The 25,025-nt window shown below is 62.3% G+C and carries 24 protein-coding genes; 16 read left to right on the top strand and 8 right to left on the bottom strand.

Annotated elements, in window-relative coordinates; all coding sequences use genetic code 11:
* Positions 1-158: 158 nt before the first annotated feature.
* The 6 genes from Q0877_RS04755 (at position 159) to Q0877_RS04730 (ending at position 5,906) form a co-directional block, all read left to right on the top strand.
* Positions 159-1,277 (top strand): ABC transporter ATP-binding protein, encoded by a 1,119-nt coding sequence (locus Q0877_RS04755; RefSeq protein ID WP_299166204.1) that lies wholly within the window; start codon positions 159-161, stop codon positions 1,275-1,277.
* 1 nt (position 1,278) lies between these two features.
* Entirely contained in the window at positions 1,279-2,001 is a 723-nt protein-coding gene (locus tag Q0877_RS04750; RefSeq protein WP_299166150.1) for an ABC transporter permease, read from the top strand.
* Positions 2,001-2,750, top strand: a complete 750-nt coding sequence (locus Q0877_RS04745; protein ID WP_299166148.1) for an ABC transporter permease — start codon at positions 2,001-2,003, stop codon at positions 2,748-2,750. Before Q0877_RS04750 ends, Q0877_RS04745 begins: the two co-directional genes overlap by 1 nt.
* Positions 2,747-3,718 carry an ABC transporter substrate-binding protein gene (locus tag Q0877_RS04740; RefSeq protein WP_299166147.1) on the top strand — a complete coding sequence of 324 codons (972 nt, stop codon included), beginning with the start codon at positions 2,747-2,749 and terminating at the stop codon, positions 3,716-3,718. The genes Q0877_RS04745 and Q0877_RS04740 overlap by 4 nt, the downstream gene beginning before the upstream one ends.
* A 79-nt stretch (positions 3,719-3,797) precedes the next feature.
* Positions 3,798-5,015: a pyridoxal phosphate-dependent aminotransferase gene (locus Q0877_RS04735; protein ID WP_299166146.1), complete on the top strand. Its 1,218-nt coding sequence runs from the start codon at positions 3,798-3,800 to the stop codon at positions 5,013-5,015.
* Between the two features lie 36 nt (positions 5,016-5,051).
* On the top strand, positions 5,052-5,906 hold the full coding sequence (locus tag Q0877_RS04730; protein WP_299166145.1) for a PPK2 family polyphosphate kinase: 855 nt from the start codon (positions 5,052-5,054) through the stop codon (positions 5,904-5,906).
* A gap of 3 nt (positions 5,907-5,909) precedes the next feature.
* On the opposite strand, the gene Q0877_RS04725 is transcribed toward Q0877_RS04730, so the two are convergent.
* Both Q0877_RS04725 and xseA read right to left on the bottom strand, forming a co-directional pair.
* Positions 5,910-6,164 (bottom strand): exodeoxyribonuclease VII small subunit, encoded by a 255-nt coding sequence (locus Q0877_RS04725; RefSeq protein WP_299166144.1) that lies wholly within the window; start codon positions 6,162-6,164, stop codon positions 5,910-5,912.
* Complete coding sequence (gene xseA / locus Q0877_RS04720; RefSeq protein ID WP_299166142.1) at positions 6,161-7,489, bottom strand: exodeoxyribonuclease VII large subunit; 1,329 nt, start codon at positions 7,487-7,489, stop codon at positions 6,161-6,163. The genes Q0877_RS04725 and xseA overlap by 4 nt, the downstream gene beginning before the upstream one ends.
* 260 nt (positions 7,490-7,749) lie before the next feature.
* On the opposite strand from xseA, the gene Q0877_RS04715 reads away from it, so the two are divergent.
* The gene (locus Q0877_RS04715) at positions 7,750-8,592 is read left to right on the top strand and encodes a hypothetical protein (RefSeq protein ID WP_299166141.1); all 843 of its coding nucleotides are present in this window, start codon (positions 7,750-7,752) and stop codon (positions 8,590-8,592) included.
* Between the two features lie 97 nt (positions 8,593-8,689).
* Complete coding sequence (locus tag Q0877_RS04710) at positions 8,690-9,775, top strand: 4-hydroxy-3-methylbut-2-enyl diphosphate reductase (RefSeq protein ID WP_299166140.1); 1,086 nt, start codon at positions 8,690-8,692, stop codon at positions 9,773-9,775.
* 20 nt (positions 9,776-9,795) lie between these two features.
* On the opposite strand, the gene Q0877_RS04705 is transcribed toward Q0877_RS04710, so the two are convergent.
* The gene (locus Q0877_RS04705; protein ID WP_299166139.1) at positions 9,796-11,052 is read right to left on the bottom strand and encodes a DNA recombination protein RmuC; all 1,257 of its coding nucleotides are present in this window, start codon (positions 11,050-11,052) and stop codon (positions 9,796-9,798) included.
* 97 nt (positions 11,053-11,149) lie between these two features.
* Here Q0877_RS04705 and ychF point away from each other — a divergent pair, with 97 nt between their 5' ends.
* On the top strand, positions 11,150-12,235 hold the full coding sequence (gene ychF, locus Q0877_RS04700) for a redox-regulated ATPase YchF (RefSeq protein WP_299166137.1): 1,086 nt from the start codon (positions 11,150-11,152) through the stop codon (positions 12,233-12,235).
* A gap of 147 nt (positions 12,236-12,382) precedes the next feature.
* On the opposite strand, the gene Q0877_RS04695 is transcribed toward ychF, so the two are convergent.
* Positions 12,383-12,925 (bottom strand): dihydrofolate reductase family protein, encoded by a 543-nt coding sequence (locus Q0877_RS04695; protein ID WP_299166136.1) that lies wholly within the window; start codon positions 12,923-12,925, stop codon positions 12,383-12,385.
* A 139-nt stretch (positions 12,926-13,064) separates the two neighbouring features.
* Entirely contained in the window at positions 13,065-13,658 is a 594-nt protein-coding gene (locus Q0877_RS04690) for a hypothetical protein (protein ID WP_299166135.1), read from the bottom strand.
* A 286-nt stretch (positions 13,659-13,944) separates the two neighbouring features.
* Between Q0877_RS04690 and Q0877_RS04685 the strand changes: the two genes are divergently transcribed.
* The 3 genes from Q0877_RS04685 (at position 13,945) to Q0877_RS04675 (ending at position 18,470) form a co-directional block, all read left to right on the top strand.
* Positions 13,945-15,711, top strand: coding sequence for an ABC transporter family substrate-binding protein (locus tag Q0877_RS04685; RefSeq protein WP_299166134.1), 1,767 nt, complete (start codon positions 13,945-13,947; stop codon positions 15,709-15,711).
* A 198-nt stretch (positions 15,712-15,909) separates the two neighbouring features.
* On the top strand, positions 15,910-17,451 hold the full coding sequence (locus Q0877_RS04680) for an ABC transporter permease (RefSeq protein ID WP_299166133.1): 1,542 nt from the start codon (positions 15,910-15,912) through the stop codon (positions 17,449-17,451).
* A complete protein-coding gene (locus Q0877_RS04675; RefSeq protein WP_299166131.1) occupies positions 17,448-18,470 on the top strand; it encodes an ABC transporter permease in 1,023 nt (340 codons plus the stop codon). The genes Q0877_RS04680 and Q0877_RS04675 overlap by 4 nt, the downstream gene beginning before the upstream one ends.
* Positions 18,471-18,529: 59 nt before the next feature.
* On the opposite strand, the gene Q0877_RS04670 is transcribed toward Q0877_RS04675, so the two are convergent.
* The gene (locus Q0877_RS04670; RefSeq protein ID WP_299166129.1) at positions 18,530-19,159 is read right to left on the bottom strand and encodes a PH domain-containing protein; all 630 of its coding nucleotides are present in this window, start codon (positions 19,157-19,159) and stop codon (positions 18,530-18,532) included.
* A 101-nt stretch (positions 19,160-19,260) separates the two neighbouring features.
* Between Q0877_RS04670 and Q0877_RS04665 the strand changes: the two genes are divergently transcribed.
* The 3 genes from Q0877_RS04665 to Q0877_RS04655 all read left to right on the top strand — a co-directional run bounded on the left by Q0877_RS04665 (position 19,261) and on the right by Q0877_RS04655 (position 23,689).
* Entirely contained in the window at positions 19,261-21,096 is a 1,836-nt protein-coding gene (locus tag Q0877_RS04665) for an ABC transporter ATP-binding protein (RefSeq protein WP_299166128.1), read from the top strand.
* Between the two features lie 178 nt (positions 21,097-21,274).
* A complete protein-coding gene (typA, locus tag Q0877_RS04660) occupies positions 21,275-23,191 on the top strand; it encodes a translational GTPase TypA (protein ID WP_299166127.1) in 1,917 nt (638 codons plus the stop codon).
* Between the two features lie 33 nt (positions 23,192-23,224).
* Positions 23,225-23,689: a hypothetical protein gene (locus Q0877_RS04655; RefSeq protein ID WP_299166126.1), complete on the top strand. Its 465-nt coding sequence runs from the start codon at positions 23,225-23,227 to the stop codon at positions 23,687-23,689.
* A 74-nt stretch (positions 23,690-23,763) separates the two neighbouring features.
* Here Q0877_RS04655 and Q0877_RS04650 read toward each other — a convergent pair whose 3' ends face one another.
* Positions 23,764-24,258, bottom strand: coding sequence for a transcriptional regulator (locus Q0877_RS04650; protein ID WP_299166125.1), 495 nt, complete (start codon positions 24,256-24,258; stop codon positions 23,764-23,766).
* A gap of 78 nt (positions 24,259-24,336) precedes the next feature.
* Positions 24,337-24,576, bottom strand: coding sequence for a ferrous iron transport protein A (locus Q0877_RS04645; protein WP_299166124.1), 240 nt, complete (start codon positions 24,574-24,576; stop codon positions 24,337-24,339).
* Between the two features lie 121 nt (positions 24,577-24,697).
* Between Q0877_RS04645 and fdxA the strand changes: the two genes are divergently transcribed.
* A complete protein-coding gene (gene fdxA, locus Q0877_RS04640; protein ID WP_299166123.1) occupies positions 24,698-25,024 on the top strand; it encodes a ferredoxin in 327 nt (108 codons plus the stop codon).
* Position 25,025: the final 1 nt, after the last annotated feature.

Raw genomic sequence — 25,025 nt, 5'->3', positions numbered from 1 at the left:
CTCAACAAGATGATGCCCCGCCCAACGTCTTTCCGCGGGTCGTGGGTGCGTGGAATCGCTTGGGAGCGGCACGGGCCGGGCCTGACGTCGATGAAAGGGATAGCTTCATGACTGGCGAAACTCCAGACCCCGGCGAGGGCAGCTCCGGCTCCACTGCAATGATTCGGTTCCGCAACGTGTCCAAGCGCTACGGAGGCGCGGCCCCGGCCGTCGAGAATCTCACTATGGACATCGAGCGGGGAACCATCACCGTCCTCGTGGGCCCTTCAGGCTGCGGCAAGACCACGTCACTGCGCATGATCAACCGCATGGTGGAGCCCACGTCCGGTTCCATCGTCGTCGACGGCCGGGACATCGGTCGGCAGCGCGCCTCCGAGTTGCGCCGGTCCATGGGGTACGTCATGCAGTCTTCGGGTCTGCTGCCGCACCGCACTGTGCTCGACAACATCATGACGGTACCGAGACTGAATGGGGTGCCGCGGTCAACTGCACGGAAGCGGGCAGCAGAGCTGCTCGACGTCGTCGGGCTCGCTTCAGTACTCGGCAAGCGGTACCCGGGCCAGCTGTCCGGCGGCCAGCAGCAGCGCGTCGGTGTGGCGCGCGCCCTCGCCGCAGACCCGCCGATCCTGCTGATGGATGAGCCGTTCAGCGCCGTCGACCCGGTGGTCCGCCAGGAACTCCAGGAAGAGTTGCTGCGCCTGCAGCGTGATCTGGCAAAGACCATCGTCTTCGTCACCCACGACATCGATGAGGCCACGATCCTCGGCGACAAGGTGGCGGTTTTTGCCACGGGAGGCCGCCTCGCCCAGTACGCGGCCCCCGAGGAGATTCTGCGCGCACCCGTGGACGACTTCGTGGCAAGCTTCGTCGGCAGGGACCGCGGCTTCCGCCGGCTGTCCTTCCAGACCGGTGACGGTGTTACCGTCCACCCCATCGAGACGGTCAGGGTGAGCAGGCTCGCCGATCAGGACGTGACTGTAGATTCCTCCTGGACACTGGCGGTTGACGACGACGGACGTCCGCAGGGCTGGGTGCCGCAGGCCAAGCGGCACAGCATCCGCTCAGGTGCCGACGTCGTGCCCGGCGGTTCGCTGTACCGCCGTGGCGATTCGCTGCGCCGTGCCCTTGACGCCGCATTGTCCGCGCCGTCCGGCCTGGGCGTAACGGTGGATGAGCGCGGCAGGGTGCTCGGGGTAGTCCAGGCCGCGGAGGTGCTTGAACTCATCGAGGAGGCACGCCTGAACCGCGGCCGCGCCGATCACAATACGGCGGTCTGACATGGAGTGGTTCATAGACAACTTTTCGTACATCGCGGAACTGACCGGTTACCACCTCGTGCAGGCAATCCTTCCGCTGGTGTTCGGCGTCGTTATCGCCATCCCCGTGGCGCAGCTTGCCCGGCTGAACAAGCCGCTGGGAGGGGTGATCCTCACGACCTCCGCACTGCTGTACACCGTGCCGTCCCTGGCGATGTTCGTTCTTCTACCGCTGATTCTGGGCACCCAGGTGCTCGACATGGCGAACGTGATCGTGGCGCTGACCATCTACGCCGTAGCGCTTCTTATCCGCTCAACCCTGGATGCGCTCAACTCAATCGACGACGGCGTCCGACAGGCTGCGGTCGCGATGGGCTTCACGCCGCTGCGCCGCTTCCTCACCGTGGACCTGCCGCTGTCCATCCCCGTGCTGTTCGCCGGCCTGAGGGTCATCTCGGTCACGAATATTTCACTGGTGAGCGTGGGTGCGCTCATCGGAATTCCAAGCCTCGGCACCCTGTTCACGGACGGGCTGTTCCGGTCCTTCCCGACCGAGATCGTGATCGGGATTGTCGTGACCCTGATCCTCGCACTCGTGATGGACCTGCTGCTCGTGGTTCTCGAAAAAGTGCTCACGCCGTGGGCGCGGGCGGCGAAGGTCACGGAAAAGCCCATTGATCCCATGGCTGTTACCCGGGAGGCAAATCTTTCCGCTGATGCCGCACGGGCCGGAGGTGTCTACTGATGGATTACTCGAGCAGCAACCTCCTGGTCCAGATGTTCGAGTGGCTCACCTTCGGCCCGAACTGGAGCGGGCCCGATGGCATCCCGGTCCGGATCGTCGAGCACCTCGGGTACACCGCGCTCACCATCCTGATCGCCGCGGCGATTGCCGTTCCTGTCGGCCTCATTGTCGGGCACACGGGAAAAGGACGCGTGATCATCGTCTCCGGTGTGGGCATCTTGCGTGCCCTCCCCACCCTCGGCGTCCTGATTCTGTTTGTCCTGCTGGCGGGGCTGGGGCTGATGCCGCCGATCTGGGCACTGGTTCTCCTGGCCGTTCCGCCCATTCTCGCGGGCGTGTACGCCGGTATCTCCTCAGTGAACCCCGCGGTGGTGGATGCCGCCCGGAGCATGGGCATGACCGAATTGCAGGTGCTGTTCCGGGTCGAAGTGCCCAACGGACTGCAGGTTATTCTCGGCGGCTTCCGTGCAGCAGTCCTACAGGTGGTCGCGACCGCCGCCGTCGTCGCCTTCATAAACCTGGGCGGGCTGGGAGTGTTCCTCATCGAGGGCACCCAACTCCGGGACAACGGGCGCCTTTTCGGCGGTGCCGTGGTGATCGCCGTCGTCGCCATCGCTGTCGACGGCTTCATGGCACTGCTTCAACGATTCGCTGTATCGCCGGGCCTGCGGGCATCCCGCGTACCGGCGGAACCGTCAAAGACCGGTGGGCAGGAAGCCCACGTCGTTCCACAAGGAGGAACACCATGATCAGAACAACCACGCGCGGCGTGCGCCGCAGCCTGCTCGGCCTGACCGCTGGGTTGGCCGCGGCGCTCGCCATGACGGCCTGCGGAGTGAATTCGGATCCGCAGGGTGGAACGGAGAGCGAAGGCGCGGAGGGCAGCAGCGGGCCGCTGACTGTTGGCTCCGCCGACTTCCCGGAGAGCCAGATCATCGCCGAAATTTATGCCGGCGCGCTCAACGCTGCGGGTATTGAGGCTGACACCCAGCTCAACATCGGGTCGCGCGAGATCTACTATCAGGCGCTCGTCGATGGCTCAGTCGACATCATCCCCGACTACAGCGGTAACCTGCTGCTCTTCCTGGATGCCGAGGCAACCGCCGAATCCGCGGAGGACATCATGACGGCGCTTCCTGAGGCCCTGGAAGCTGAGACGCCGGATATGAACCTTGGCGTCCTTGAACCAGCCGAAGCGGAGAACAAGGACGCCATGGTGGTCACGGCTGCTACGGCTGAGGAGTACGGGCTGACCTCGATCGAGGACATGGCCGAGGTGTGTGACGAACTGGTCATCGGTGCGCCGAGCACGTTCTCCGAGCGCGCCTACGGACTGCCCGGCCTGGAGGAAAACTACGGCTGTGTCCCGGAGTCCTTCGAAGCTATTAACGACGGCGGCGGTGCAGTGACGCTGGAAGCGCTGCTGAACGACACCATCCAAGTCGCTGACATCTACACCACCACCCCGTCCATTGCCGACAATGACCTGGTTGTGCTCGAGGACCCGGCCAACAACTTCATCGCCCAGCAGGTATTGCCGCTGGTGAACCTGGACACAGTCGGCGAAGAGGCACAATCGGTTCTCAATGAAGTCTCCAGCATGCTCACCACGGAAGACCTCATCGACCTCAACCGCGAAGTGAGCGGCGACGACAAGCGCAACCCAGCAGACGCCGCGGCAGACTGGCTCGCCGAGAACGGTCTCGCCGGCGAGTAACTCCACCTCGCCCCGGGCCTGCCCAGTTCCCTTGATCACAATGCGAGGGGGTGGGCCCGGGCTATGGCATTCTTTGTTAATGGCCGAATTCAAGCAATCCAACAAGCTGCACAACGTCCTCTACGACATCAGGGGGCCGCTGCTTGAGCACGCCAAGATCATGGAGGCGGAAGGCCACCGGATCCTCAAGCTGAACATCGGCAATCCAGCGCCCTTCGGCTTTGAGGCGCCCGATGCGATCCTCGTCGACATGATCCGGAACCTACCGACCGCGCAGGGTTACAGCGATTCACGCGGCATCTTCTCGGCCCGAACGGCAGTGGTCCAGTACTACCAGGGCAGGGGCATCCAGAACATCGACGTCGACGACGTCTACCTCGGCAACGGTGTCAGTGAGCTCATCACGCTTTCTCTGCAGGCCCTGCTGAACAACGGTGAAGAAGTGCTGGTGCCCACTCCGGATTATCCGCTGTGGACCGCTTCGGTCAGCCTGGCGGGCGGAACGGCTGTCCACTACCTGTGCGACGAGAGTAAATCCTGGTGGCCGGATGTCGAGGACCTCGAGTCGAAGATCACCCCGCAGACGCGCGGGATCGTGCTGATCAACCCAAACAATCCCACGGGCGCCGTCTACCCCCGCTCCGTGATCCAACAGATCGTGGATCTTGCGCGCCGCCATGACCTCATCATTTTCGCGGACGAAATCTACGAGAAGATCCTGTACGACGACGCCGTACACGTGAACGCTGCCTCAGTCACCGGTGAGGATGTCCTCTGCCTGACTTTCAGCGGCCTGTCGAAGGCATACCGCATCGCTGGTTTCCGGAGCGGCTGGATGGCTATCTCCGGCCCGAAGCACCGAGCTGCTGACTACATTGAGGGCATCAACCTGCTCGCCAACATGCGGCTGTGTGCCAACGTTCCGGCGCAGCATGCCATCCAGACCGCCCTCGGCGGCTATCAGAGCATCAACGACCTCATTCTGCCCGGTGGTCGTCTTCGCCAGCAGCGGGACAAGGCATATGAGCTGCTCAACGCCATCCCGGGCGTTTCCTGCGAACTGGCGCAGGGTGCGCTGTATCTGTTCCCGAAGCTTGATCCCGAGGTGTATCCGATCAAGAGTGACGAGCAGTTTGCGCTTGACCTGCTCAAACAGCAGAAGATCCTTATTTCGCACGGTACGGCATTCAACTGGATCAACCCGGATCACTTCCGCATGGTCACACTGCCCAACGTGGAAGACATCGAAGACGCGATAGGACGCCTCGCAGAATTCCTTAGCACCTACAAGCCCTGAGCTGCGCCACAGCGGCGCCTCAACGAGGGAGGTTCCATGCACCGTGTTCCTGACTTCAACGTTTCTCCCACCCAGTCGCTGCTCGCTGAGCCGGACCTTGATCTGGCCCGGATCGATACCGCCTCTACTCCGGGTTTCAGCGGCGGAAAGCAGGCAGGGAAGGCGCGGCTCGAAGCTGGCAAGGAGGGGTTGTCTGAACTTCAGGAGAAGTTATTCGCTGAGAGCCGGTTCGGCAGCGATATCTCCGTGCTGTTGATCCTGCAGGCCATGGATACCGCCGGCAAGGGCGGAATTGTGCGGCACGTCGTCGGAGCTGTGGATCCACAGGGGGTTCGGCATCATGCCTTCAAGGCGCCCACCGCGGCAGAGAAAAAGCATCACTTCCTCTGGCGCGTCCGCAGGGAACTTCCAGGGCCGGGGATCATCGGCGTGTTCGACCGGTCGCACTACGAGGACGTGCTCATTCACCGGGTGCACAAGCTTGCGGAGCCGGACGTCCTCGACAATCGGTACGCGGAAATCCGGGAGTTTGAGGCCGGCCTGGTGGAATCGGGAACCCGCATCATCAAGGTGATGCTGCACCTGGGTAAAGAGGAGCAGAAAAAGCGTTTGGGTGAGCGGCTGGAACGCAGAGACAAGCACTGGAAGTACAACCCGGGAGACTTGGCCGAGCGCGCACTCTGGGAGGAATACCAGCACGCCTACCAGATCGCTATCGAACGAACGAGTACTGCTGACGCCCCCTGGTTTGTCCTCCCCGCAGACCGCAAGTGGTATGCCCGGATTGCTGTCCAGCAATTGCTGACCGATGCACTGGCCGGGATGCAGCTCAGTTGGCCTAAAGCCACCTTTGACGTCGCCGCTGAGAAGGCGAAGCTGGCCGAAACCTGAGACTCAGCCCTGCGCTGCGTTCTCGGGATCGGCCGTCTCCCGCGCAGCTGCGAGGCGTTTGCGCGCACCCTCCAGCCATTGTTCGCAGTGGTCGGCGAGGGCTTCACCGCGTTCCCATAACGCTAGTGACTGCTCAAGGCTCACACCGCCCGCCTCGAGCTGGCTGACCACCTTCACCAACTGCTCGCGCGCGTCTTCGTAGCTCAGTGCCGACACATCGGTGGATGCTGCTGTGGCCCTGGCGGCATTCTCGGTCATTTCTGGTCCTTACTGGTGGGGGAATCGATGGGGGGCTCAGCAGGAGTTTCGGTGCGGGCGCTGATTTTTCCGTCGGCAACCCGGATGGCGAGCCGGGAATTCGGCGGCGCCTGGTCGGGGGTCCTCACTACTTCACCCAGCTCGTTCTGTACCACCGCGTATCCGCGGTCCAGGGTGTTCTGGGGCGAGAGTGACCTCACATGTGCCCGTAGGTGGGACACCCGGTCTGTTTCTCGGGCCAGTGCGCTTTCGATTGCCATGGTGCTCCGGTTGCGGAGCCGCACAAGGTCGTCATGCCGGACGGTTACCATGCCGGCGGGTTGGGCGAGGACCGGGCGGGAACGCAGATGTACCAGCCGCTCAGTTTCTCTCGACATCAGCTGGTCAACGAAACGGGAGAGCTGTGCGCGCGCCTGTCGGATGCGCTGTTGTTCCTCGGTGACGTCGGGGACAACGCGCTTTGCAGCGTCCGTGGGTGTGGAGGCCCGGAGGTCGGCCACATCGTCGAGCAGCGGGTGGTCAGCCTCGTGACCGATTGCGCTGACGATGGGGGTACTGGCAGCAGACACGGCGCGTACGAGTTCCTCGCTGCTGAAGGCAAGAAGATCCTCCAGGGACCCCCCGCCGCGGGCGATGATGATGACATCCACCTCCGGCATCCGGTCAAGTTCCGACAGCGCAGAACGAATCTGCGAGACGGCATTGACACCCTGCACGGCGACTTCTCGTATTTCAAACTCCACCGCAGGCCAGCGCAGGCGGGCGTTCTTCAGAACGTCCTTTTCAGCATCCGAATCACGTCCCGTAATGAGCCCAATTCGATGCGGCAGCGCTGGGAGGGGACGCTTTCGATGTGCTGCGAAGAGCCCTTCAGCTGACAGGGCCTGGCGAAGACGCTCGATCCGGGCGAGCAGATCGCCAAGGCCGACCGGACGGATATCCCAGGCCTGCATGGACAGCCGCCCGGTCTTGACCCAGAAGTCCGCCTTGAGACGGGCCACAACGCGGGATCCGCGTTCCAGAGGCACGGTCAGCCGATCCATCACAGTGCCCCAGACGGTCAGGGAGAGGGATATTTCGGCATCCACATCGCGAAGGGTGACGAAGCACATTGTTCCCCGTTTGTTGAGCTCAATGACCTGCCCTTCAACCCAGGCGGCAGGGGCACGCTCGATGTGGGCCTTCAACTTCTCGGAAAGCACATGCAGTGGCCAAGGGCGTTCCGCTGATGTGTCGGCTGCAGTTTCCGGGAGAGTGGAGGGATCTGTTGCAGCTGGCGGGTCAGCTGCGACCACGGTGCCCAACGGCGCGCCGTCGTGGTTCATCAATTACCGCATCCTCCCAATAAACAGTGCATTGCCTGTCCAGGCTATTTTCCGCGTTCTTCTGGTTAATGTTTATCAGGTGCCCCCGACATCCACGGCACCGGAAGTGCCTATGTGCAGGACCGGAAGTGCCTATGTGCAGGACCGGAAGCGCCCATGTGCAGGAAGAGAACCCGGACCGTGCACGGGGAAGGTGGCCGCAGGCATGACCGCGGACGCAGGCATAATCGTAGGATCGTCAATCAACGGAACGAGAGCTGATGAGAACCGCTGGATCGGCCTTCTTTGTCCTGTTCGCCCTGGTCCTCGGTCTCGTGGCACTGCCGAGCGCCTGGCTCGCTTCCCACGTGGTGGCTGAAGACGGGTTTGTCGAGCTCGCCTCGCCGCTGGCCAGCGACGCCGGCTTCACGGGTACGCTCGCCGACGCTCTGTCCGAGGAAGCTGCGGCCGGCGTGGAAGTGCCTGCCGGGGTCGCGGGGGTTCTTGAACCAGTGGTACGGGAAGTCACGCAAGGCATAACGCAGCTACCGAACTTCGATTCGGCTTGGCAGGAGACGCTTCGCCGCTCGCACGCCCTGACTTTCTCCGACCAGGAGCCGCAGGCAGGTGAAACCAGCGCAGCTGCTGCGTTCACGTTGGATATCGCCCCTCTCGTGAGGCTGATTACGAACGAAATCGGGGGCCAGCTCGGGGTTGACGTTCCCGCCCCCGGACAAACTCTCGTCAACGTCGGGGACGCAAACCAGCAAGCCGTCGTGGAGCGGGTACAGGCGGCGGCAAACCTGTGGCCTGCGTTGACCATCGCTGCCGGCGTGGGAGCGGTTCTTGCGCTTTTGCTCGCACGCCGTCGCAGTACCACGCTCGCTCTCCTTGGTCTCGGGATACTGATCGGCGGCGCCGCGCTGTGGCTCGGTGCCAGCGTCGCTCCGGATCTTGTAGACCACGTCGCTGATGGGAATGCTGTTGCGGATGTCTTCAAAGATGCGCTCGCCGAGCGTGCAGCAAGCGACTTCCAGGAATGGTGTCTCGCGGCATTGGCGGCCGGGATTCTCCTCCTGGTCGCCGGCATCGCGGGTAGGTTGCTCAGCGGATCCCGACGCTAGCGGCGCCGTTCGCCTTGTTCACCGGGGTCGCTCGGCTCTGAGCGGACAGGCACCTACTCCCGGCAGGCCAGCCGGGATGGGCCGTTAGCATGGAGATATGTCCCTCACAGCTGTATCGGTACCCATGCCCACGGTGCCCCGGAAGCGCCGCTCGCCGGAACAAGTGCACTCTGCCGCGCCTGTCGCAGGGCCGCGCAAGGTCCTCCTGGCAGCCCCGCGTGGATACTGCGCGGGAGTTGATCGCGCTGTGATCGCCGTTGAAAAAGCGCTGGCACATTACGGCCCGCCGGTATATGTGCGGAAGCAGATCGTCCATAACCTCCACGTGGTGTCGACACTGGAAGAAAAGGGCGCCATTTTCGTTGAAGAGAATGACGAGGTTCCTGAGGGAGCGCTCGTAGTCTTTTCCGCGCACGGTGTCTCGCCGGCGGTGATTCGTTCCGCCGAGGAGCGCAATCTCAGGACTATCGACGCAACGTGTCCGCTGGTTACCAAGGTGCACCGTGAAGCGGTGCGCTTCGCGCGGGATGACTTCGACATCCTGCTCATCGGCCACGATGGGCACGAGGAGGTCGAGGGCACTGCAGGGGAGGCCCCCGAGCACATCCAGATCGTCAATGGTCCTGAGGACGTGGACAGCGTCACCGTCCGTGACCCGAACAAGGTGATCTGGCTGTCGCAAACTACGCTCAGTGTCGACGAAACCATGGAAACAGTGGCGCTGCTGAAGCAACGTTTTCCGACACTGCAGGATCCTCCTAGCGACGACATCTGTTATGCCACGTCCAACCGCCAGGCGGCCATCAAAAAGATTGCGCCCGATGCTGATCTCGTCATTGTGGTCGGTTCAGCAAACTCCTCGAATTCGGTCCGGTTGGTTGAGGTAGCGCTCGAATATGGAGCAAAGGCTTCACACCGGGTTGACTTCGCCAACGAAGTGGATGAGTCGTGGTTCGAAGGGGTCTCGACGGTTGGTGTCACTTCCGGCGCCTCCGTACCCGAGAACCTGGTGCAGGACGTCCTGCGCCTGCTCGCCGACTACGGTTACGCGGACGTTGAGGAAGTGGTCACGGCTGAAGAGGACATTATCTTTTCGCTGCCGAAGGAGATCCGCGCTGCGCTGAAGGCCATGGGAGACCCATCGAGCGGGCTCGGCGGACGCGGTCAGCGCCCAACGTCTTGACGCCTCCGAAGTGTGCGTTTTCACGCTGATCTCTCCACCGGCTCGCCGTCCGCTTCGGTGTCTATGAGTTCCGGAGCGCTCAGCAGGCGCGGAGTGGTTTCTACAGCTTTGGTTGTCAGCCCCGATTCATTCCCGTCAGCCTCGAACGCATGAATCCGGCGCGCAGTCGGCAGCACCCGTGACTCCAGAGTGCCGACAAAGGAGTTGTACTTCTCCACTGAGCTCTTAAGCGAACTGCCGAGCCGGGTGATGTGCGACCCCATGGTGCCGAGCCGGTCATACAACTCGCGCGAAAGATCGTACAGTTCCTTGGCGTTCTCCGTGAGGACGTCCTGACGCCAGCTGAAGGCAACCCCCTTCAAAATTGCGAGCAGCGAAACCGGGGAAGCCAGCACGACGTTGCGCGCAAAGGCGTAGTCCAGCAACGCCGGATCCGTCTGTAGAGCACTGGACAGCACGGATTCAAGCGGAATGAAACAAACGACCAGGTCAGGGGAGTTATCCGTGCCTTCCCAGTACTTCTTCCGCGCCAGCGCGTCAACGTGGGCGCGGACGGCCTTGACATGCTGGGACAGGATTTCCCTCCGACGTGATTCCTCCAAGCCGCTGCGGTCCTCTTCCTCACCGCCTGAGTGAGACTGGGCCTGAAGGTACGCGTCCAGAGGAACCTTCGAATCGACGACGATCTGCTTGTTCCCCGGTAGCTGGATAACCATGTCGGGGCGAACCGAGTTTGTTGAGCTTTCCCGGGAAGCGATTGTCAGCGTTGCCTGCTCGTAGAAGTCCACCCGGGCGAGCATGCCTGCAGCCTCGACGATCCGCCTCAGCTGCACTTCTCCCCATTGCCCGCGGGCTGTGGTGCTGCGCAGGGCGGAAGCGAGTGAGTGGGTCGTCGACAGCAGCTTGGAATCAGACAGTTGGGCCTCCTGGAGTTGCTGCGCAAGCTGACCGAACTGCTGCGCGCGCTCCCGCTCCAACTGACCCACATGCGCCTGGACCTGGCCGAGCTTGTCTGCCAGCGGCGCAAGAGCACGCAGGACGGACTGGTCCTGGCCGGACTGCTCCAGAAGTTGTTGGTTCTGGACATGCAGGATCCGGTTCTCGGCTTCTGCTGCGGCACGGGCGGAGACCGCCGCACCGAGCCTCGTCCCGGCATCGTCCACGTCGTTCCGAAGCCCAGCGAGAACCGGACGCATGAGCACAACGGCGATGCCGCCGCCAAGAATCAGCCCTAACACTGCCGTGAGAACTACGAGAAGAAGCGTGTTTCCATCCATGCCTCCACCATGGCAGGTGCCTCTGACAATCCCGCGAAGGCCGGTTCCCAGAGGCGCTCGTGCCGACGGTGGGTGCACGACGGTAGACTGTTCTCCCGTGGCTCTTACTATTGGCATCGTCGGACTGCCCAACGTCGGCAAATCAACCCTCTTCAACGCTCTCACCAGGAATACAGTCCTGGCTGCGAACTATCCGTTCGCAACAATCGAGCCGAACGTCGGGGTTGTGAGCTTGCCGGACCCACGCCTGGATCGGCTGGCCGAAGTGTTCAGTTCGCAGCGGGTGCTGCCAGCGACTGTGTCCTTCGTCGATATTGCGGGCATCGTCAAGGGAGCCTCCGAGGGCGAAGGCCTCGGCAATCAGTTCCTGGCGAACATCCGGGAAGCAGAAGCCATAGCCCAGGTAGTGCGGGTCTTTGATGATCCCGACGTCGTGCACGTCGACGGTGCGGTGAATCCGGTCTCGGACATGGAGACCATCAACACCGAGCTGATCCTGGCCGACCTGCAGACGCTGGAAAAGGCGATCCCGCGTGTCGAGAAGGAAGTCAAGATCAAGAAGCGCGAAGCTGCGCAGCTCTCCGCGATGCAGGCTGCGCAGGCGGTCCTCGAGCGGGGGGACACCATTTTCTCATCCGTGGCGAGCGACAAGCTCGAGATGGAGCACCTGCGAGAGTTGAGCCTGCTCACGGCCAAGCCCTTCATCTACGTCTTCAATGCTGACGATGCCGTGCTTGGCAGCGTCGAGCGCCAGAACGAGTTGCGCGCCCTCGTTGAACCTGCCGACTGCATTTTCCTCGACGCAAAGCTAGAAGCCGATCTCGTTGAACTGGATCCCGAGGAAGCTCGCGAAATGCTGGAGATGAATGGACAGGAAGAGTCCGGACTCGATCAGCTCGCCCGCGTCGGATTCCATACGCTGGGCCTGCAGACGTACCTCACGGCAGGTCCGAAGGAAGCGCGTGCCTGGACCATCCGCAAGGGCGCCACGGCGCCAGAGGCCGCCGGAGTCATCCACTCAGACTTCCAGCGAGGCTTCATCAAGGCTGAAGTTGTCTCCTTCGAAGACCTTGTGTCAGCCGGTTCCATGACGGAAGCCAAAGCGCGCGGCAAGGTCCGCATTGAAGGCAAGGAATACATCATGGCCGACGGTGACGTGGTGGAGTTCCGCTTCAACGTGTAGTCGCGTTTCGTTTCAGGGGCACGCTGGGTCGTGCGCCCGCAGCGGGCGCAGCGGGCGCGGCGCACTTATCGTGAAGCGCCCGCCTCGGGTATCGCTGTCGTCCGGTTGCATTGAACGGATGTTCACCGATGTCTTCCCCTCCAGGAACTACGTGACGACGCGGTAGCGGAGGTGGGTCTCGCTCGCGAAAGCCGAAGTTTCGAGTCGTTCCAGCTCGACGCGCTTCTCCAGGCCCGCGAACAGCGGGATGCCCTCGCCGAGGAGTACTGGTGCGACGTCGAGATGGAGTTCGTCGACGAGGCCGAGCTGGAGACATTGACGTGAGATGCTGCCGCCGAGCAGGCTGACCCACTTGTCTCCCGCCGCTTGTCTGGCCGATTCGACGGCTTGCGCGATGTCGTCGACGATGAAGGTGTAGGTGACCCCGTCCCGTTCGATCGGATCGTGAGGGCTGTGTGTCATGAGGTACACAGGCACTTTGAGCATGCCGCCGTAGGGGACCTCGCCGTCGTCGATGGTCTGCGTCTCGTTCGCACCGCCGACCACGGCGCCGATCCGTTCGATGACCTTCGCGACCGCCGCGTCGTCCTCCGGGGTGGATGGTCGGCCGAACATCCAGTCGACTCCGCCGTCGGCTTCCGCGATGAACCCGTCGACGGTCATCGTTGCGTGCACAATTACTCGACCCATGATCTCTCCCTTGGGATGGCGAGCCGCTCGACTCACCACCTAGAACAATATTGCGCCAGCTCGACGTGTTGCAGGCTGGGCATGCCGCCCGGATCGACCAGTGGAGCCAGGTGCTCACGTTGCGGGGTCCTGCTCGATCTCAGCCGTCCGACAGGCGCTCGGTCAGCTCGTCCATGAAGCTTCGGGCTTCGCCTTGCGCCGGATCGTCAGCAGGTGCGCGCTTGATCGCACCTTGAAGGACCTTGGCAGCTTGAGCCACGTCCCCTTTGCTGTCAGCGAGTACGACCGCGTTCTGAACCGCCTCGCCCAACCGAGTGAGCTCGGAAAGTGAGGTCTCCGCGACGCCGTCACGGAAAAAGCGAAGCCAGTTGCCGGCCGGATCGACGAGACTGAATCTGCTCAGCCCGCCGGCGTTCTTGCGGGCGCGCGGCCGAGTAATCCGCGGAAATCCCTTGATCGGCAGCTTTCCGTATGCCTCGCGGAGTCCTGCTGCGAACTCCTCCCAGATCTGGCCGGTGTCGTCGACGATGACGAGGCAGGAGCTGTGTGAGGTCTCTGGTGTGTGACCGTCCAGTCCGTAGTACTGCAGATCGAACCCGTGACCGTTGAGGCCGAGGGCCGGGTTCGGTCGAAGTTGGCGGTAGGTGGTGCGGAAGCCCAAAGCCGCGAAGAATGGTTCGATTTCGTCGATATCTGCACAGGGCAGCAGGGGGATGGTGCGTGGGTTGGACACCTCAGCACTCTACGCCCGTGCCCCGGACTTCAGTACGGCTGCTCGCCAGCCCTGGTTTCCGGGGAGACAACCGAGGCAGCGCTCGTTGTCCCGCCGTGTTCGGGTAGGAAAGTTTGGTTGCATCTCGGTAACAACCATCACCACGCTTCCCTTTTGATACCTAGCGGTAACAATTACCCCCTAAGCTTTCAGCATGTGAGGCACGCCACTTTGACCATCAAAGTGCGTGTCAGTCCTTTGTAAAACCATGAAGGACATCTTCCACAACATGAAACAAGGAGGCGGAATGCGTTTCGGACGTACTTCCAAAGCCGTAGGTGTAGCTGCAATTGCTGCGCTTGCACTGAGCGCCTGCGCCGAAAGCGGCGGCGGCGAAGATCCGGGCACCGGGGGCGAAGGTGAGGCATCAGGCGGTGCTGTAACTGTTGCTGAGGTCAACCCGTTCACTTCATTCAACTCTGACAGTGCCACCGGCAATGTGGATATCAACAGCAAGGTCAGTTACCTGACCCACCAGGACTTCTACTATGTGAACGACGCACTCGAAGTCATCCGTAACGAAGAATTCGGTACCTATGAGGTGACGTCAGAGGATCCGCTCACTGTTGCCTACACGGTCAACGAGGGTGTCGCCTGGTCTGATGGCGAGCCCATCGACGCCGGTGACCTTCTGCTGTCCTGGGCCGTACAGTCGGGTTATTTCGATGATGAAAACCCCGATGCTGAAACCGGAACCACTTACTTTGCCTACGCCGGCGCTACCGACGGACTAGGACTGACCAGTCTTCCTGAAATCAGCGAAGACGGACGCACAATGACGCTCGAATACAGCGAACCGTACGCTGACTATGAAATCGCCTTCGGTATACTCGACACACCTGCGCACGTTGTCGCTACCGGCGGAGGACTCGCCGATGAGGATGCTCTGGTCGAACTGATCCAGACTGCTCCTGCAGGAGATCCTGAAAGCCCTGAGGACCGTCCTGAGCTACAGACAGTGGCTGAGTACTGGAACACGGCATTCGACACCACCACCCTGCCGTCTGACCCTGCGCTCTACCTCTCGAGCGGCCCGTACGTCGTTCAGGACATGACTCCTGACCAGTCCATGACGCTGGTCCGCAACGAGGACTACGCCTGGGGCCCGGAGCCGGCGCTCGATGAGATCACCATCCGCTACATCGGTGATGCAAACGCACAGGTGCAGGCTCTGCAGAACGGCGAGGTTGATATTGTTCAGCCGCAGGCGTCGGCAGACACCCTTGCATCGCTGGAGGCCATCGACGGTATCCAGATCCTTGAGGGCGAAGAACTTTCCTTCGACCACATCGACCTGAACTACTCGGGCGTCTTCGAGGATGAGAACGTGCGCCGCGCGTTCATGTACACCATCCCGCGTGACTCCATCGTTGAGTCGGTCATCGGTCCGCTGGATCCCGAGGCTGAGCCCCGCAACTCCCAGATCTTCGACATCGGCACAGAGGGCTACGACGCCGCCGTGCCGGTCAACGGATCGGAAGAGTTTGCTGAGCCCAACATCGAAGAAGCCACCAGGCTGCTTGACGGTGCCACCCCCGAGGTCCGCATCATGTACAACGCGGATAACCCGAACCGTGTCGACGCATACACCCTTATTGCGGAGAGCGCCGAGCAGGCTGGCTTCACCGTTGTTGACGGCGGGCTTCCCGGTAACGAGTGGGGCGCGGCACTCGGTGGCGGAACCTACGACGCAACCATCTTCGGCTGGGTTAGCCCGGGTGTCGGCGTCAACGGGGTACCGCAGCTCTACGGTTGCGACTCTGCTTCCAACTTCAACGGCTTCTGCGATGAAGAAGCACAGGCAGCCATGGACGAGCTGATTGTCACCATTGATCCTGCTGAGCAGCAGGAACTGTCGATCACCGTTGACACCCGTCTCTTCGAAACCGGCTACGGTCTGCCCCTGTTCCAGTCCATCGGCATCAATGCTGCTGATGAGGCCGTACAGGGCCTGACCTTCAACCCGGGTCTGGTTGGAGTCTGGTGGAACTTCTGGGAGTGGTCGGTAGCCTAAACAGCTCCCGCACTGCCCACGTTTACTAGCTAATCGAAAGCGCTGGGGTCGCACCATTGGCCCCAGCGCTTTCGGGCGCTCAGGCACTTTCGCAGTGATTGGCAAGTGCCAAATTTCGACAGAACGTAACGTGGATTACACTCAGTCCGACATGTCGGGCACAACCCGCTTCCTAAACCCCTGAGGCCATAAAAGACTATGTTGACGTACATTGTCAGGCGGCTGATCGCCGCCGTACTCATTCTTTTTGGCGCTTCGTTCCTCGTGTACATCCTGACTGCATACTCAGGAGATCCACTCGCGGATCTGCGCCAAAGCAACGCCCCCAATCGTGAGCAGCTCATCCAGCAGCGCATCGATTTACTGGATCTCGACGTCCCGCCCATCCTGCGGTACTTCTCCTGGGTCTCCGGCGCAGTCCGCTGCGTCGTCCCGTTCGCGCTCACCTGCGATCTCGGCAACAGCGTGACCGGCATTGAAGTGACACAGCTGCTCGGCCGTGCAATGGGGCAGACCATCATGCTCGTCACCGCCGCCACTATCCTTGCGATCGTCATCGGCATCACGCTGGGCATTGTGACTGCGCTCCGTCAGTACAGCGGACTCGACTACGGCGTCACCTTCATGGCGTTCCTTTTCTTCTCGCTGCCCGTCTTCTGGGTTGCCGTCCTCCTCAAGGAGTTCGGGGCAATCGGATTCAACAACTTCCTTAGTGAACCGAACATCAGCTTCTTCGCCACAATGGTGTGCGGACTGGTGGCCGCCTTCCTCTTCTACCTGAGTACCTCCGGCGCACTGAAGCGCCGTCTTCTGTGGGCCGCAATCGGCTTCGCGTTTGCCTTCGGGCTCGTTTGGTTCCTTGACCTCGTCGGGTGGTTCCTCACCCCAGGATTCGGACTGATCGTCGTGGCGCTCCTCTCAGTGGGCATCGCGTACGGAGTCACGCTCCTGACTGCGGGTCTGAAGAACCGCAAGGCCCTCTACAGTTCGCTGATCGTCGTCGCGATCGGAATCGTTGCCTACTTTGCGGTGCAGCCCCTGCTGGACCGCGGAACCCTCCTGATGGTCGTTCTGCTCGGTATCGCAACCGTCCTGGTCGGCCTCGTCGTTGGATACTTCATGGGGGGATACGACAGACGCCAGAACATGACGGCTGCCGGTCTCACCGCTTTCCTGATGGGGTTCCTGATCCTGCTGGACCGCTTCATGCAGGCATGGCCCGCCTACTTCAACAACAACCGCGTGAACGGCCGCCCGATCGCGACAATCGGTGCGTCCACCCCAAACCTCGAAGGCGACTTCTGGGTTCGCGGCCTGGACACCTACACGCACCTTCTGCTGCCCACGATTGCGCTGATGCTCATCTCTCTCGCGGGCTACAGCCGCTACTCGCGTGCATCAATGCTGGAAATTATGAACCAGGACTACATCCGTACCGCCCGGGCTAAAGGTCTCGGCGAACGCACGGTAGTTATGCGCCATGCATTCCGGAACGCGCTGATTCCTCTTGCAACACTTGTTGCCTTCGACATTGGTGCCCTCATCGGCGGCGCGATCATCACCGAGCAGGTCTTTGCTTTCAGCGGCATGGGCCAACTGTTTGTCCAGGCGCTCGGCCGACAGGACTTGAATCCAGTCATGGGCGTCTTCCTGATCACGGGCATTGTTGCCCTTGTCTTCAACCTGGTAGCCGACCTTGTCTACTCCGTACTTGACCCGCGCGTAAGGGTGAAAGCATGAGCACTACAGCACGAGCAACAAAGCAGATTGAACCGGAAGAAGCCAAAGGTCTTAGCCAAGGCCAGATTGTCCGCAAGCGGTTCTTCGGGCACACGGCGGCAGTGGCCAGCTTGATCATTTTTTTCGGGGTCGTAATTATGGCCTTTACCTCCGTGGGATATGCGGGAATTCCCGGGTGGTGGAAGTGGGACTATGTGGAGACTCCGCCTCTCGCCAACCCCACCGGCGCACCCACCTGGCAGCTGCCCTTCAACTTCGGCGACCACCCCTTCGGGCAGGACCGGGTGGGCCGTGATCTCTTTGCTATGACCATGCGCGGGGCCCAGCTGTCCCTCATCGTGATGTTCCTGATCGGGCTCGTTGGGGGCATCATCGGTGTCGTCATTGGCGGAGTATCCGGTTACTTCCGCGGCTGGGTCGAAACGGTACTGATGCGGCTTACCGATGTCATCATCATCATCCCGCTGGTGATCATCGCGGCCGTTCTGGGTACATTCGGCAATTCCATCTCCGGTCCGGGAACATTCTTCGGCACAATCTTCGGCGGCAGCGCCGGTGTCATCCTGCTGGGGGTATTTGTCGGGTTCATTATCTGGACCGGCCTCGCACGCCTGGTGCGCGGTGAGTTCCTCAGCCTTCGGGAACGGGAGTTCGTCGACGCCGCAAGGATCGCCGGAGCGTCCAACACCCGAATCATCTTTAAGCACATCGTGCCGAACGCGGTAGGCGTGATCATCGTCAACACGACCCTCGTCATGGCGTCCGCAATTCTGCTCGAAACCGCGCTGTCCTTCCTTGGGCTCGGCGTGCGCGCTCCTGACATTTCGCTGGGAAGCCTCATCAGCGCCAACCAGGCGGCGTTCAGCACCCGTCCGTGGCTCTTCTGGTGGCCCGGCCTGTTCATTGTGATCATCTGTCTGTCAATCAACTTCATCGGCGATGGACTCCGTGATGCGTTTGACCCGCGGCAGAAGAAGTTCAACGCCAAGAAGGCTGCAGAGCCGAGAAAGCCCGCCTGATGACTCCTACAGTCGCCCCGGCGCGGACCAGCGCCGAACGCGCGGGCGCAGCCAGCCTGTCACTGGAGAGCGAAGGTAAGTACACTCAGCAGCAGCAGGCTGGCGACCACGCCGAGCGGTCCCCAATTGATTCGGCGGTCCACCTTGGCGGTATCCGTAGCGTCGACGTCGATCAGCCCACTATCGATCCGGCGCTCCCACTCGGACCGCACCAGCAGGGCAGCGAGTCCGGAATCAGTGTTGCTCAGGTCTCCCGGGCGAACGCTTCCGCCAGCTCCGTAGCTGGAGCCGGGCAGGTTCTGCATGTTCTCGGGCTTGCCCGCGTGGGTTCCGCGAACGCCGGGAGCGGGCGCGGCCCAGGCGGTGTAGCTGCCGCTGGGCGTAACCAGCTTCAGCGCGTACTTGGTGTCGACGTGTATCAGGCCGGCCCAGGGCACGCTGATGGTTTGCGCCGGATTGCGCAGCTCAACGCCTGCCGGTCCGATGATCACGGCCGGGAACCAGAACAGCCACCATGCCACGGCGGCCACAGCAAGCAGTGGGGCGGCGGTGACCAGGGCCTGCGGCCCGGAGGTCACAACGGACACCGTCAGACCCACAGCGACCACTACGCCGGCGATCGCGAGAATCCAGCGGCTGCTGCGGGGACGGAAGACGGTGGTCCGGGTGGGACCGGTCGGCGAGTTCATACCCCCATATTTCCAACATTCAGGTTCAGTGCAGTAATCGGCGGGCAAACAGCCTGCCCGGCTGCGCCGTACGCACGGTCACACAGTGGAAGGACAGCACTATGACCCACGACATCATTGACGGCAACGGGAGCAGCGAAACACCAAAATCCGTTCGCGGACCCGTGCTGGAAGTCAAGAACCTCAGCGTCGACTTCGGCGTGGAGAAGGAATGGGTTCCAGCCGCCATTGACCTGAACTATCACGTCAACGCCGGCGAGGTACTTGCGATCGTCGGAGAGTCCGGTTCAGGCAAGAGCGCGAGCTCAATGGCGCTGCTTGGCCTCCTGCCCAGCAATAGCCGGGTCACCGGAGAGGTGATCCTCAACGGCCGGTCCATCCTCAACCTTTCTCCCGGCAAGCTGCGCGAAGTTCGCGGTAACGATGTCGCCGTCATCTTCCAGGAACCCATGACGGCCCTGAACCCGGTCTACACGGTCGGGTTCCAGATTGTGGAGACCCTGCGGCTGCACAACGCGATCTCACCCGACGAAGCGAGGGACCGCGCCCTCAAGCTGCTGGACATGGTGGAGCTCCCGGATCCGGAGAAGGCTTTCCGTTCCTACCCCCACCAGCTCTCAGGCGGGCAGCGGCAGCGCGCCATGATCGCGCAGTCACTTTCGTGTGATCCGAAGCTCCTCATCGCTGACGAGCCCACCACGGCGCTTGACGTGACCGTGCAGGCTGAAATCCTCGACCTGATGCGCAACCTCCGGAACAAGCTGGACAGCGCCATTGTGCTCATCACCCACGACATGGGCGTGGTCGCTGACCTGGCCGACCGCATTGCCGTCATGCGCAAGGGCGTCATCGTGGAATCCGGCACAGCAGAGAAAATCTTCAGCCGGCCCGAACATCCCTACACCCAGGACCTGTTGGCTGCGGTTCCGCACCTCGGTCAGGGTGCCGAAGGCGGTAGCGATGACGTCGACATCACAGCGGCCCTTGCGGCCGCCACCAAGTCGGAGCTCGCAGGCGTAGACCATGACGAACTCGAGCGCCGTGAACGCGCCGTGCTTGCCGGACTTGAGGCCAAGGTCCAGGCCGAGCGGGAAAGCCGGGGGGAGGCAGTCCTCGAGCTGGTGAACGTAGCCATCGAGTACCCGAAGCAGGGCAGGGTGCCGGCATTCCGGGCCGTAGAGAATGCGACCCTCAGCATTCGCCCCGGTGAGGTCATGGGACTCGTGGGTGAGTCCGGTTCCGGCAAGACCACGATCGGGCGCGCGGCAGTTGGTCTGCTTCCCGTCGCGGAGGGGTCGCTGCGTGTTGTGGGCACCGACATCTCCGGCCTGAAGCCCACCTCGCGGGAACTGGGGGCGGTGCGACGCAACGTCGGTATGGTCTTCCAGGACCCGTCCTCATCGCTGAACCCGCGTCTGCCGATCGGTGAGAGTATCGGCGAACCGATGTTCCTCGCAGGCGAGGCCAAGGGCGCCGAACTCCAGAAGCGCATCGAGACGCTGCTCGACCAGGTGGAACTGCCCCGCGCGTACCGCAACCGCTACCCGCACGAGCTCTCGGGCGGGCAGAAGCAGCGCGTCGGCATCGCGCGCGCACTGTCACTGAAGCCCAAACTCATGGTCGCTGACGAGCCCACCTCGGCTCTCGACGTGTCTGTCCAGGCCAAGGTGCTGGAGCTGTTCCAGAACCTGCAGCAGGAAATGGGCTTCGCCTGCCTCTTCGTGACACATGACCTCGCCGTTGTCGACGTCCTCGCAGATCACATCTGCGTGATGCGCCGCGGCAGGATCGTCGAGCAGGGAACGCGCGACCAGATCCTGCGCAATCCCCAGGATCCCTACACCCAGCGCCTGCTCGCGGCTGTGCCCCTGCCTGATCCGGAAAAGCAGCGCGAGCGGCGGGAACTCCGCTCCCGGCTGCTCGCAGCGGCGGAGTAGAACGGCCGGTCCGCCGACGACGGCGGTGCTCACCACGGTGAGTGCCGCCGTCGTCGTTTAACCGGCCCGTTAGGCCATCTTTTGCCTAACGCTTAGAATGGTAGTAGTGCGCGCTGTGCTGCCCGCTCTCATTTCCCTTGAAACTCACTTGAGCCCCCTAAGAAACGAGTAATTCCGCATGTCTGTATCCACGAGCAACACTGCAATCCGCAGTGACCTTCGCAACGTTGCCATCGTGGCGCACGTAGACCATGGCAAGACGACGCTCGTTGACGCGATGCTGAGGCAGACCAACTCGTTCGCCAGCCACGGCGAGGTTGCTGAGCGGGTCATGGATTCCGGTGACCTGGAGCGGGAGAAGGGCATCACCATCCTCGCCAAGAACACAACGGTGTTCTATGAGGGCCCCTCCGCGGATGGCGAGCGCATCACCATCAACGTGATCGACACCCCCGGCCACGCCGACTTCGGTGGCGAGGTTGAGCGCGGGCTCTCCATGGTTGACGGCGTGGTGCTGCTGGTGGACGCATCTGAAGGGCCGCTGCCGCAGACGCGGTTCGTACTGCGCAAGGCCCTCGCCGCCAAGCTTCCCGTTATCCTGCTGGTCAACAAGACCGACCGCCCGGATTCCCGCATCGACGAGGTTGTCAGTGAGTCAATGGACCTGCTGCTGGGCCTCGCATCGGATCTGTCGGATGAAGTTCCCGATCTGGATCTCGACTCCGTTCTCAACGTTCCGGTTGTCTACGCTGCAGCCCGGGTGGGAGCAGCTTCCCTCGAGCAGCCCGCAGATGGCTCCGCTCCAGATAATGACAACCTTGAGCCGCTCTTCAAGACCATCATCGAGCACATCCCTGCGCCCAGCTATGACCCCAACGGTGTCCTGCAGGCGCACGTGACCAACCTGGATGCATCGCCGTTCCTTGGGCGCCTCGCCCTGCTGCGTATCTTCAACGGAACCCTCCGCAAAGGCCAGCAGGTCGCCTGGGCTCGTCAGAACGGTGAACTGAAGACAGTAAAGATCACCGAACTCCTCGCCACGAAGGCCCTGGAGCGTGTTCCCGCTGAGTCTGCCGGCCCCGGCGAGATCGTTGCAGTCGCGGGTATCGAAGACATCACCATCGGTGAGACCCTTACCGACCTGGAAAACCCGCAGCCCCTGCCGCTCATTACGGTCGACGACCCTGCCATCTCGGTCACCATCGGTATCAACACCTCTCCGCTCGCCGGAAAGGTCAAGGGCGCCAAGGTGACCGCCCGCCAGGTGAAGGACCGTCTGGACAAGGAGCTCATCGGTAACGTGTCGCTCCGTGTCCTGCCAACGGCCCGTCCGGATGCCTGGGAGGTCCAGGGCCGCGGTGAGCTGGCTCTCGCCATCCTCGTCGAGCAGATGCGTCGCGAAGGCTTCGAGCTGACTGTCGGCAAGCCGCAGGTTGTCACCAAGACCGTGGACGGCAAGGTTCACGAGCCGATGGAACACATGATCATTGACGTTCCCGAGGAATATCTTGGCGGAGTCACCCAGCTCATGGCGGCGCGCAAAGGCCGCATGACCAACATGTCCAACCACGGAACCGGCTGGGTCCGCATGGAATTCGTTGTTCCGGCCCGCGGTCTCATCGGTTTCCGCACGCGCTTCCTTACGGATACCCGCGGCGCCGGCATCGCGTCCTCCTACTCTGAGGGCTACGAGCCGTGGACCGGCGACATCGAGTACCGCACCAACGGATCGATGATCGCTGACCGCTCCGGCGTGGTCACGCCGTTCGCGATGATCAACCTGCAGGAGCGCGGCTCGTTCTTCGTCGAACCCACTTCCGAGGTGTACGAGGGCATGATCGTCGGCGAGAACTCACGCGCAGACGACATGGACGTCAACATCACCAAGGAGAAAAAGCTCACCAACATGCGTGCCGCTTCCTCCGACAGCTTCGAAAACCTCACCCCGCCGCGCAAGCTGACTCTTGAAGAGTCGCTTGAGTTTGCACGCGAGGACGAGTGCGTCGAGGTTACTCCGGAATCCATCCGCATCCGCAAGGTCATCCTCGACTCAAACGAGCGTCTGCGCGCCGCGCGTTCACGCGCCCGCGCCTAACAGCGCATGCGGTTGCCGGTTTCCGGCCTGCCCGTGAAGAAACAGAACGACGACGACGGCGCCAAACCGGCCGCCGCCGTCGTTCCGTCTGCACGTCGTAGCGCCCGCTGGCGCGGGTTCCTTGCTGCGGGAATCGGCGGAGTCCTGGCTGCGGTGCTTGGCACGGCAATTCACGCCCAGATCTGGTACGTAAACGGCGTCGGGATTCCTGCCGGTGCGCTCGCCTCTGTAGTGCTGGCCACCAGTATTGCCGTGTTCGTTGCACTATGGGCGCGGAACGTTTTCCTCGCCGCCCTGACAGGGGTCATTGCCTATCTTCTGGTGGGGCTGGTGGCTTCGTCTTCCGTGGGCGGCCTGATCGCCGCCGGTATTGAGGTGGAAGGTGCCCTGCCGCCGGTCGCTGTAGCCGGCTATATCTGGGTGGTGGGGCTGGCCGCAGGAACGGTCACAGCCGTCGCAATCGCCTGGTGGGTGTTAAGGCCTTCGGCCCGCCGCTGAATCTGTACCGCTTGATCTCAATTGCGGGTCTGTGCTGTCGAATCTGTCCTGCTGACGGCTCGCTTGAGGTGAAATCAGTCTGCTGTGCGGTCCAGATGGTGGGCCAGCATGATGGAGGTCGCCGTGCCGTCCTCGTCAGAGCCGCGCCGCGCGTACTCCTCGAACACGTTACGGATCTTGTCCATCATCTCGGCGCGGTTAGCGTCGTTAAGCCGGACGCCGAGACGCCAGACGTCGATCTCCGACGGCGTCAGGCCGTCAATTTCCTGCAGGAACGTCTCGACGAGTACGGGCGCCGCATTGGGCATCCGGCTTCCCCAGGACAACCCGGTGGCCCGATAGGGGATTTCCTTGGCGCCGCGATTGCCCGTGCGCGGTTCGTCGGCTTTAAGGAAGCCGGTGGCCATCAGTGTGCGTACATGGTGCAGCGCCGTGGCCGGATTGAGGTCCAGTACTTCGGCTATTTCCTTGTTGGTGCGGGGCTTGTGCAGGCAGAGCCGGAGAATCCTCAGCCGGACGGGGGAGCTCAACGCTCTGCCGCGTGCCTGAACATCCTCATCTGTTTCCATAATTCAAAGCATACGTCAGCACACAGGCAGTGATTGAACTTAGTCAATGGCAGGCAGGCAGATGACCGGGGTTTGCGGTTATCCGGGCGGAACCACCCGCGGACTGCGCCGGGCCGGCGGCGGCGGAACGGGCTTCGCTGCCGTGATGGCGGCCAGAGGTACGACGACGTTCCCTCGTTTCCCGGTGACCGTACAGGACGCTTTATCCCGGGCGGTCAGGTCGCCGAGGGCGTCGGTGAGCCCGCCCTCAATCCGGTACCGGACCACCACCCGCGTTCCCAGCGGCAGGGAGGTCAGCAATTCTGCCGGGTTGTTCATGGCCCTAGCGTGTCATATTACGGCGGGCACCGGCCGATGCCGATCACAAGCCCTGTTGCGTTAAGCTGGAACTGCGACGAAAGGCCGGTAGCGGCACCAAACCCCAGGGAAGGCGTGGGAAGTGACCTACGTAATCGCACAGCCGTGCGTGGATGTGAAAGACAAGGCCTGCATTGAGGAATGCCCGGTCGATTGCATCTATGAAGGTGAACGCTCGCTGTACATCCACCCGGATGAGTGCGTGGACTGCGGGGCTTGCGAACCGGTCTGCCCGGTCGAGGCAATCTACTATGAAGACGACACCCCCGATGAGTGGGCCGACTACTACAAAGCCAACGTCGAGTTCTTCGATGACCTGGGATCGCCGGGCGGCGCTGCAAAGCTCGGCAACACCGGGAAGGATCACCCGATGATTGCTGCCCTGCCGCCGCAGAACCAGGAAGCGTGAC

Origin of the sequence: uncultured Arthrobacter sp. (genome assembly GCF_947495145.1) — a bacterium.
Classification (GTDB): Bacteria; Actinomycetota; Actinomycetes; order Actinomycetales; family Micrococcaceae; genus Arthrobacter_D.
Note: the sequence above shows the minus strand (reverse complement) of the source record. Positions and strands in the feature narration are given on the sequence as shown.

Coding starts and splice junctions, on each gene's coding strand:
- Q0877_RS04755 (WP_299166204.1), top strand. CDS start 159: ATGATTCGGTTCCGCAACGTGTCCAAGCGCTACGGAGGCGCGGCCCCG.
- Q0877_RS04750 (WP_299166150.1), top strand. CDS start 1,279: ATGGAGTGGTTCATAGACAACTTTTCGTACATCGCGGAACTGACCGGT.
- Q0877_RS04745 (WP_299166148.1), top strand. CDS start 2,001: ATGGATTACTCGAGCAGCAACCTCCTGGTCCAGATGTTCGAGTGGCTC.
- Q0877_RS04740 (WP_299166147.1), top strand. CDS start 2,747: ATGATCAGAACAACCACGCGCGGCGTGCGCCGCAGCCTGCTCGGCCTG.
- Q0877_RS04735 (WP_299166146.1), top strand. CDS start 3,798: ATGGCCGAATTCAAGCAATCCAACAAGCTGCACAACGTCCTCTACGAC.
- Q0877_RS04730 (WP_299166145.1), top strand. CDS start 5,052: ATGCACCGTGTTCCTGACTTCAACGTTTCTCCCACCCAGTCGCTGCTC.
- Q0877_RS04725 (WP_299166144.1), bottom strand. CDS start 6,164: ATGACCGAGAATGCCGCCAGGGCCACAGCAGCATCCACCGATGTGTCG.
- xseA (WP_299166142.1), bottom strand. CDS start 7,489: ATGAACCACGACGGCGCGCCGTTGGGCACCGTGGTCGCAGCTGACCCG.
- Q0877_RS04715 (WP_299166141.1), top strand. CDS start 7,750: ATGAGAACCGCTGGATCGGCCTTCTTTGTCCTGTTCGCCCTGGTCCTC.
- Q0877_RS04710 (WP_299166140.1), top strand. CDS start 8,690: ATGTCCCTCACAGCTGTATCGGTACCCATGCCCACGGTGCCCCGGAAG.
- Q0877_RS04705 (WP_299166139.1), bottom strand. CDS start 11,052: ATGGATGGAAACACGCTTCTTCTCGTAGTTCTCACGGCAGTGTTAGGG.
- Q0877_RS04695 (WP_299166136.1), bottom strand. CDS start 12,925: ATGGGTCGAGTAATTGTGCACGCAACGATGACCGTCGACGGGTTCATC.
- Q0877_RS04685 (WP_299166134.1), top strand. CDS start 13,945: ATGCGTTTCGGACGTACTTCCAAAGCCGTAGGTGTAGCTGCAATTGCT.
- Q0877_RS04680 (WP_299166133.1), top strand. CDS start 15,910: ATGTTGACGTACATTGTCAGGCGGCTGATCGCCGCCGTACTCATTCTT.
- Q0877_RS04675 (WP_299166131.1), top strand. CDS start 17,448: ATGAGCACTACAGCACGAGCAACAAAGCAGATTGAACCGGAAGAAGCC.
- Q0877_RS04670 (WP_299166129.1), bottom strand. CDS start 19,159: ATGAACTCGCCGACCGGTCCCACCCGGACCACCGTCTTCCGTCCCCGC.
- Q0877_RS04665 (WP_299166128.1), top strand. CDS start 19,261: ATGACCCACGACATCATTGACGGCAACGGGAGCAGCGAAACACCAAAA.
- typA (WP_299166127.1), top strand. CDS start 21,275: ATGTCTGTATCCACGAGCAACACTGCAATCCGCAGTGACCTTCGCAAC.
- Q0877_RS04650 (WP_299166125.1), bottom strand. CDS start 24,258: ATGGAAACAGATGAGGATGTTCAGGCACGCGGCAGAGCGTTGAGCTCC.
- Q0877_RS04645 (WP_299166124.1), bottom strand. CDS start 24,576: ATGAACAACCCGGCAGAATTGCTGACCTCCCTGCCGCTGGGAACGCGG.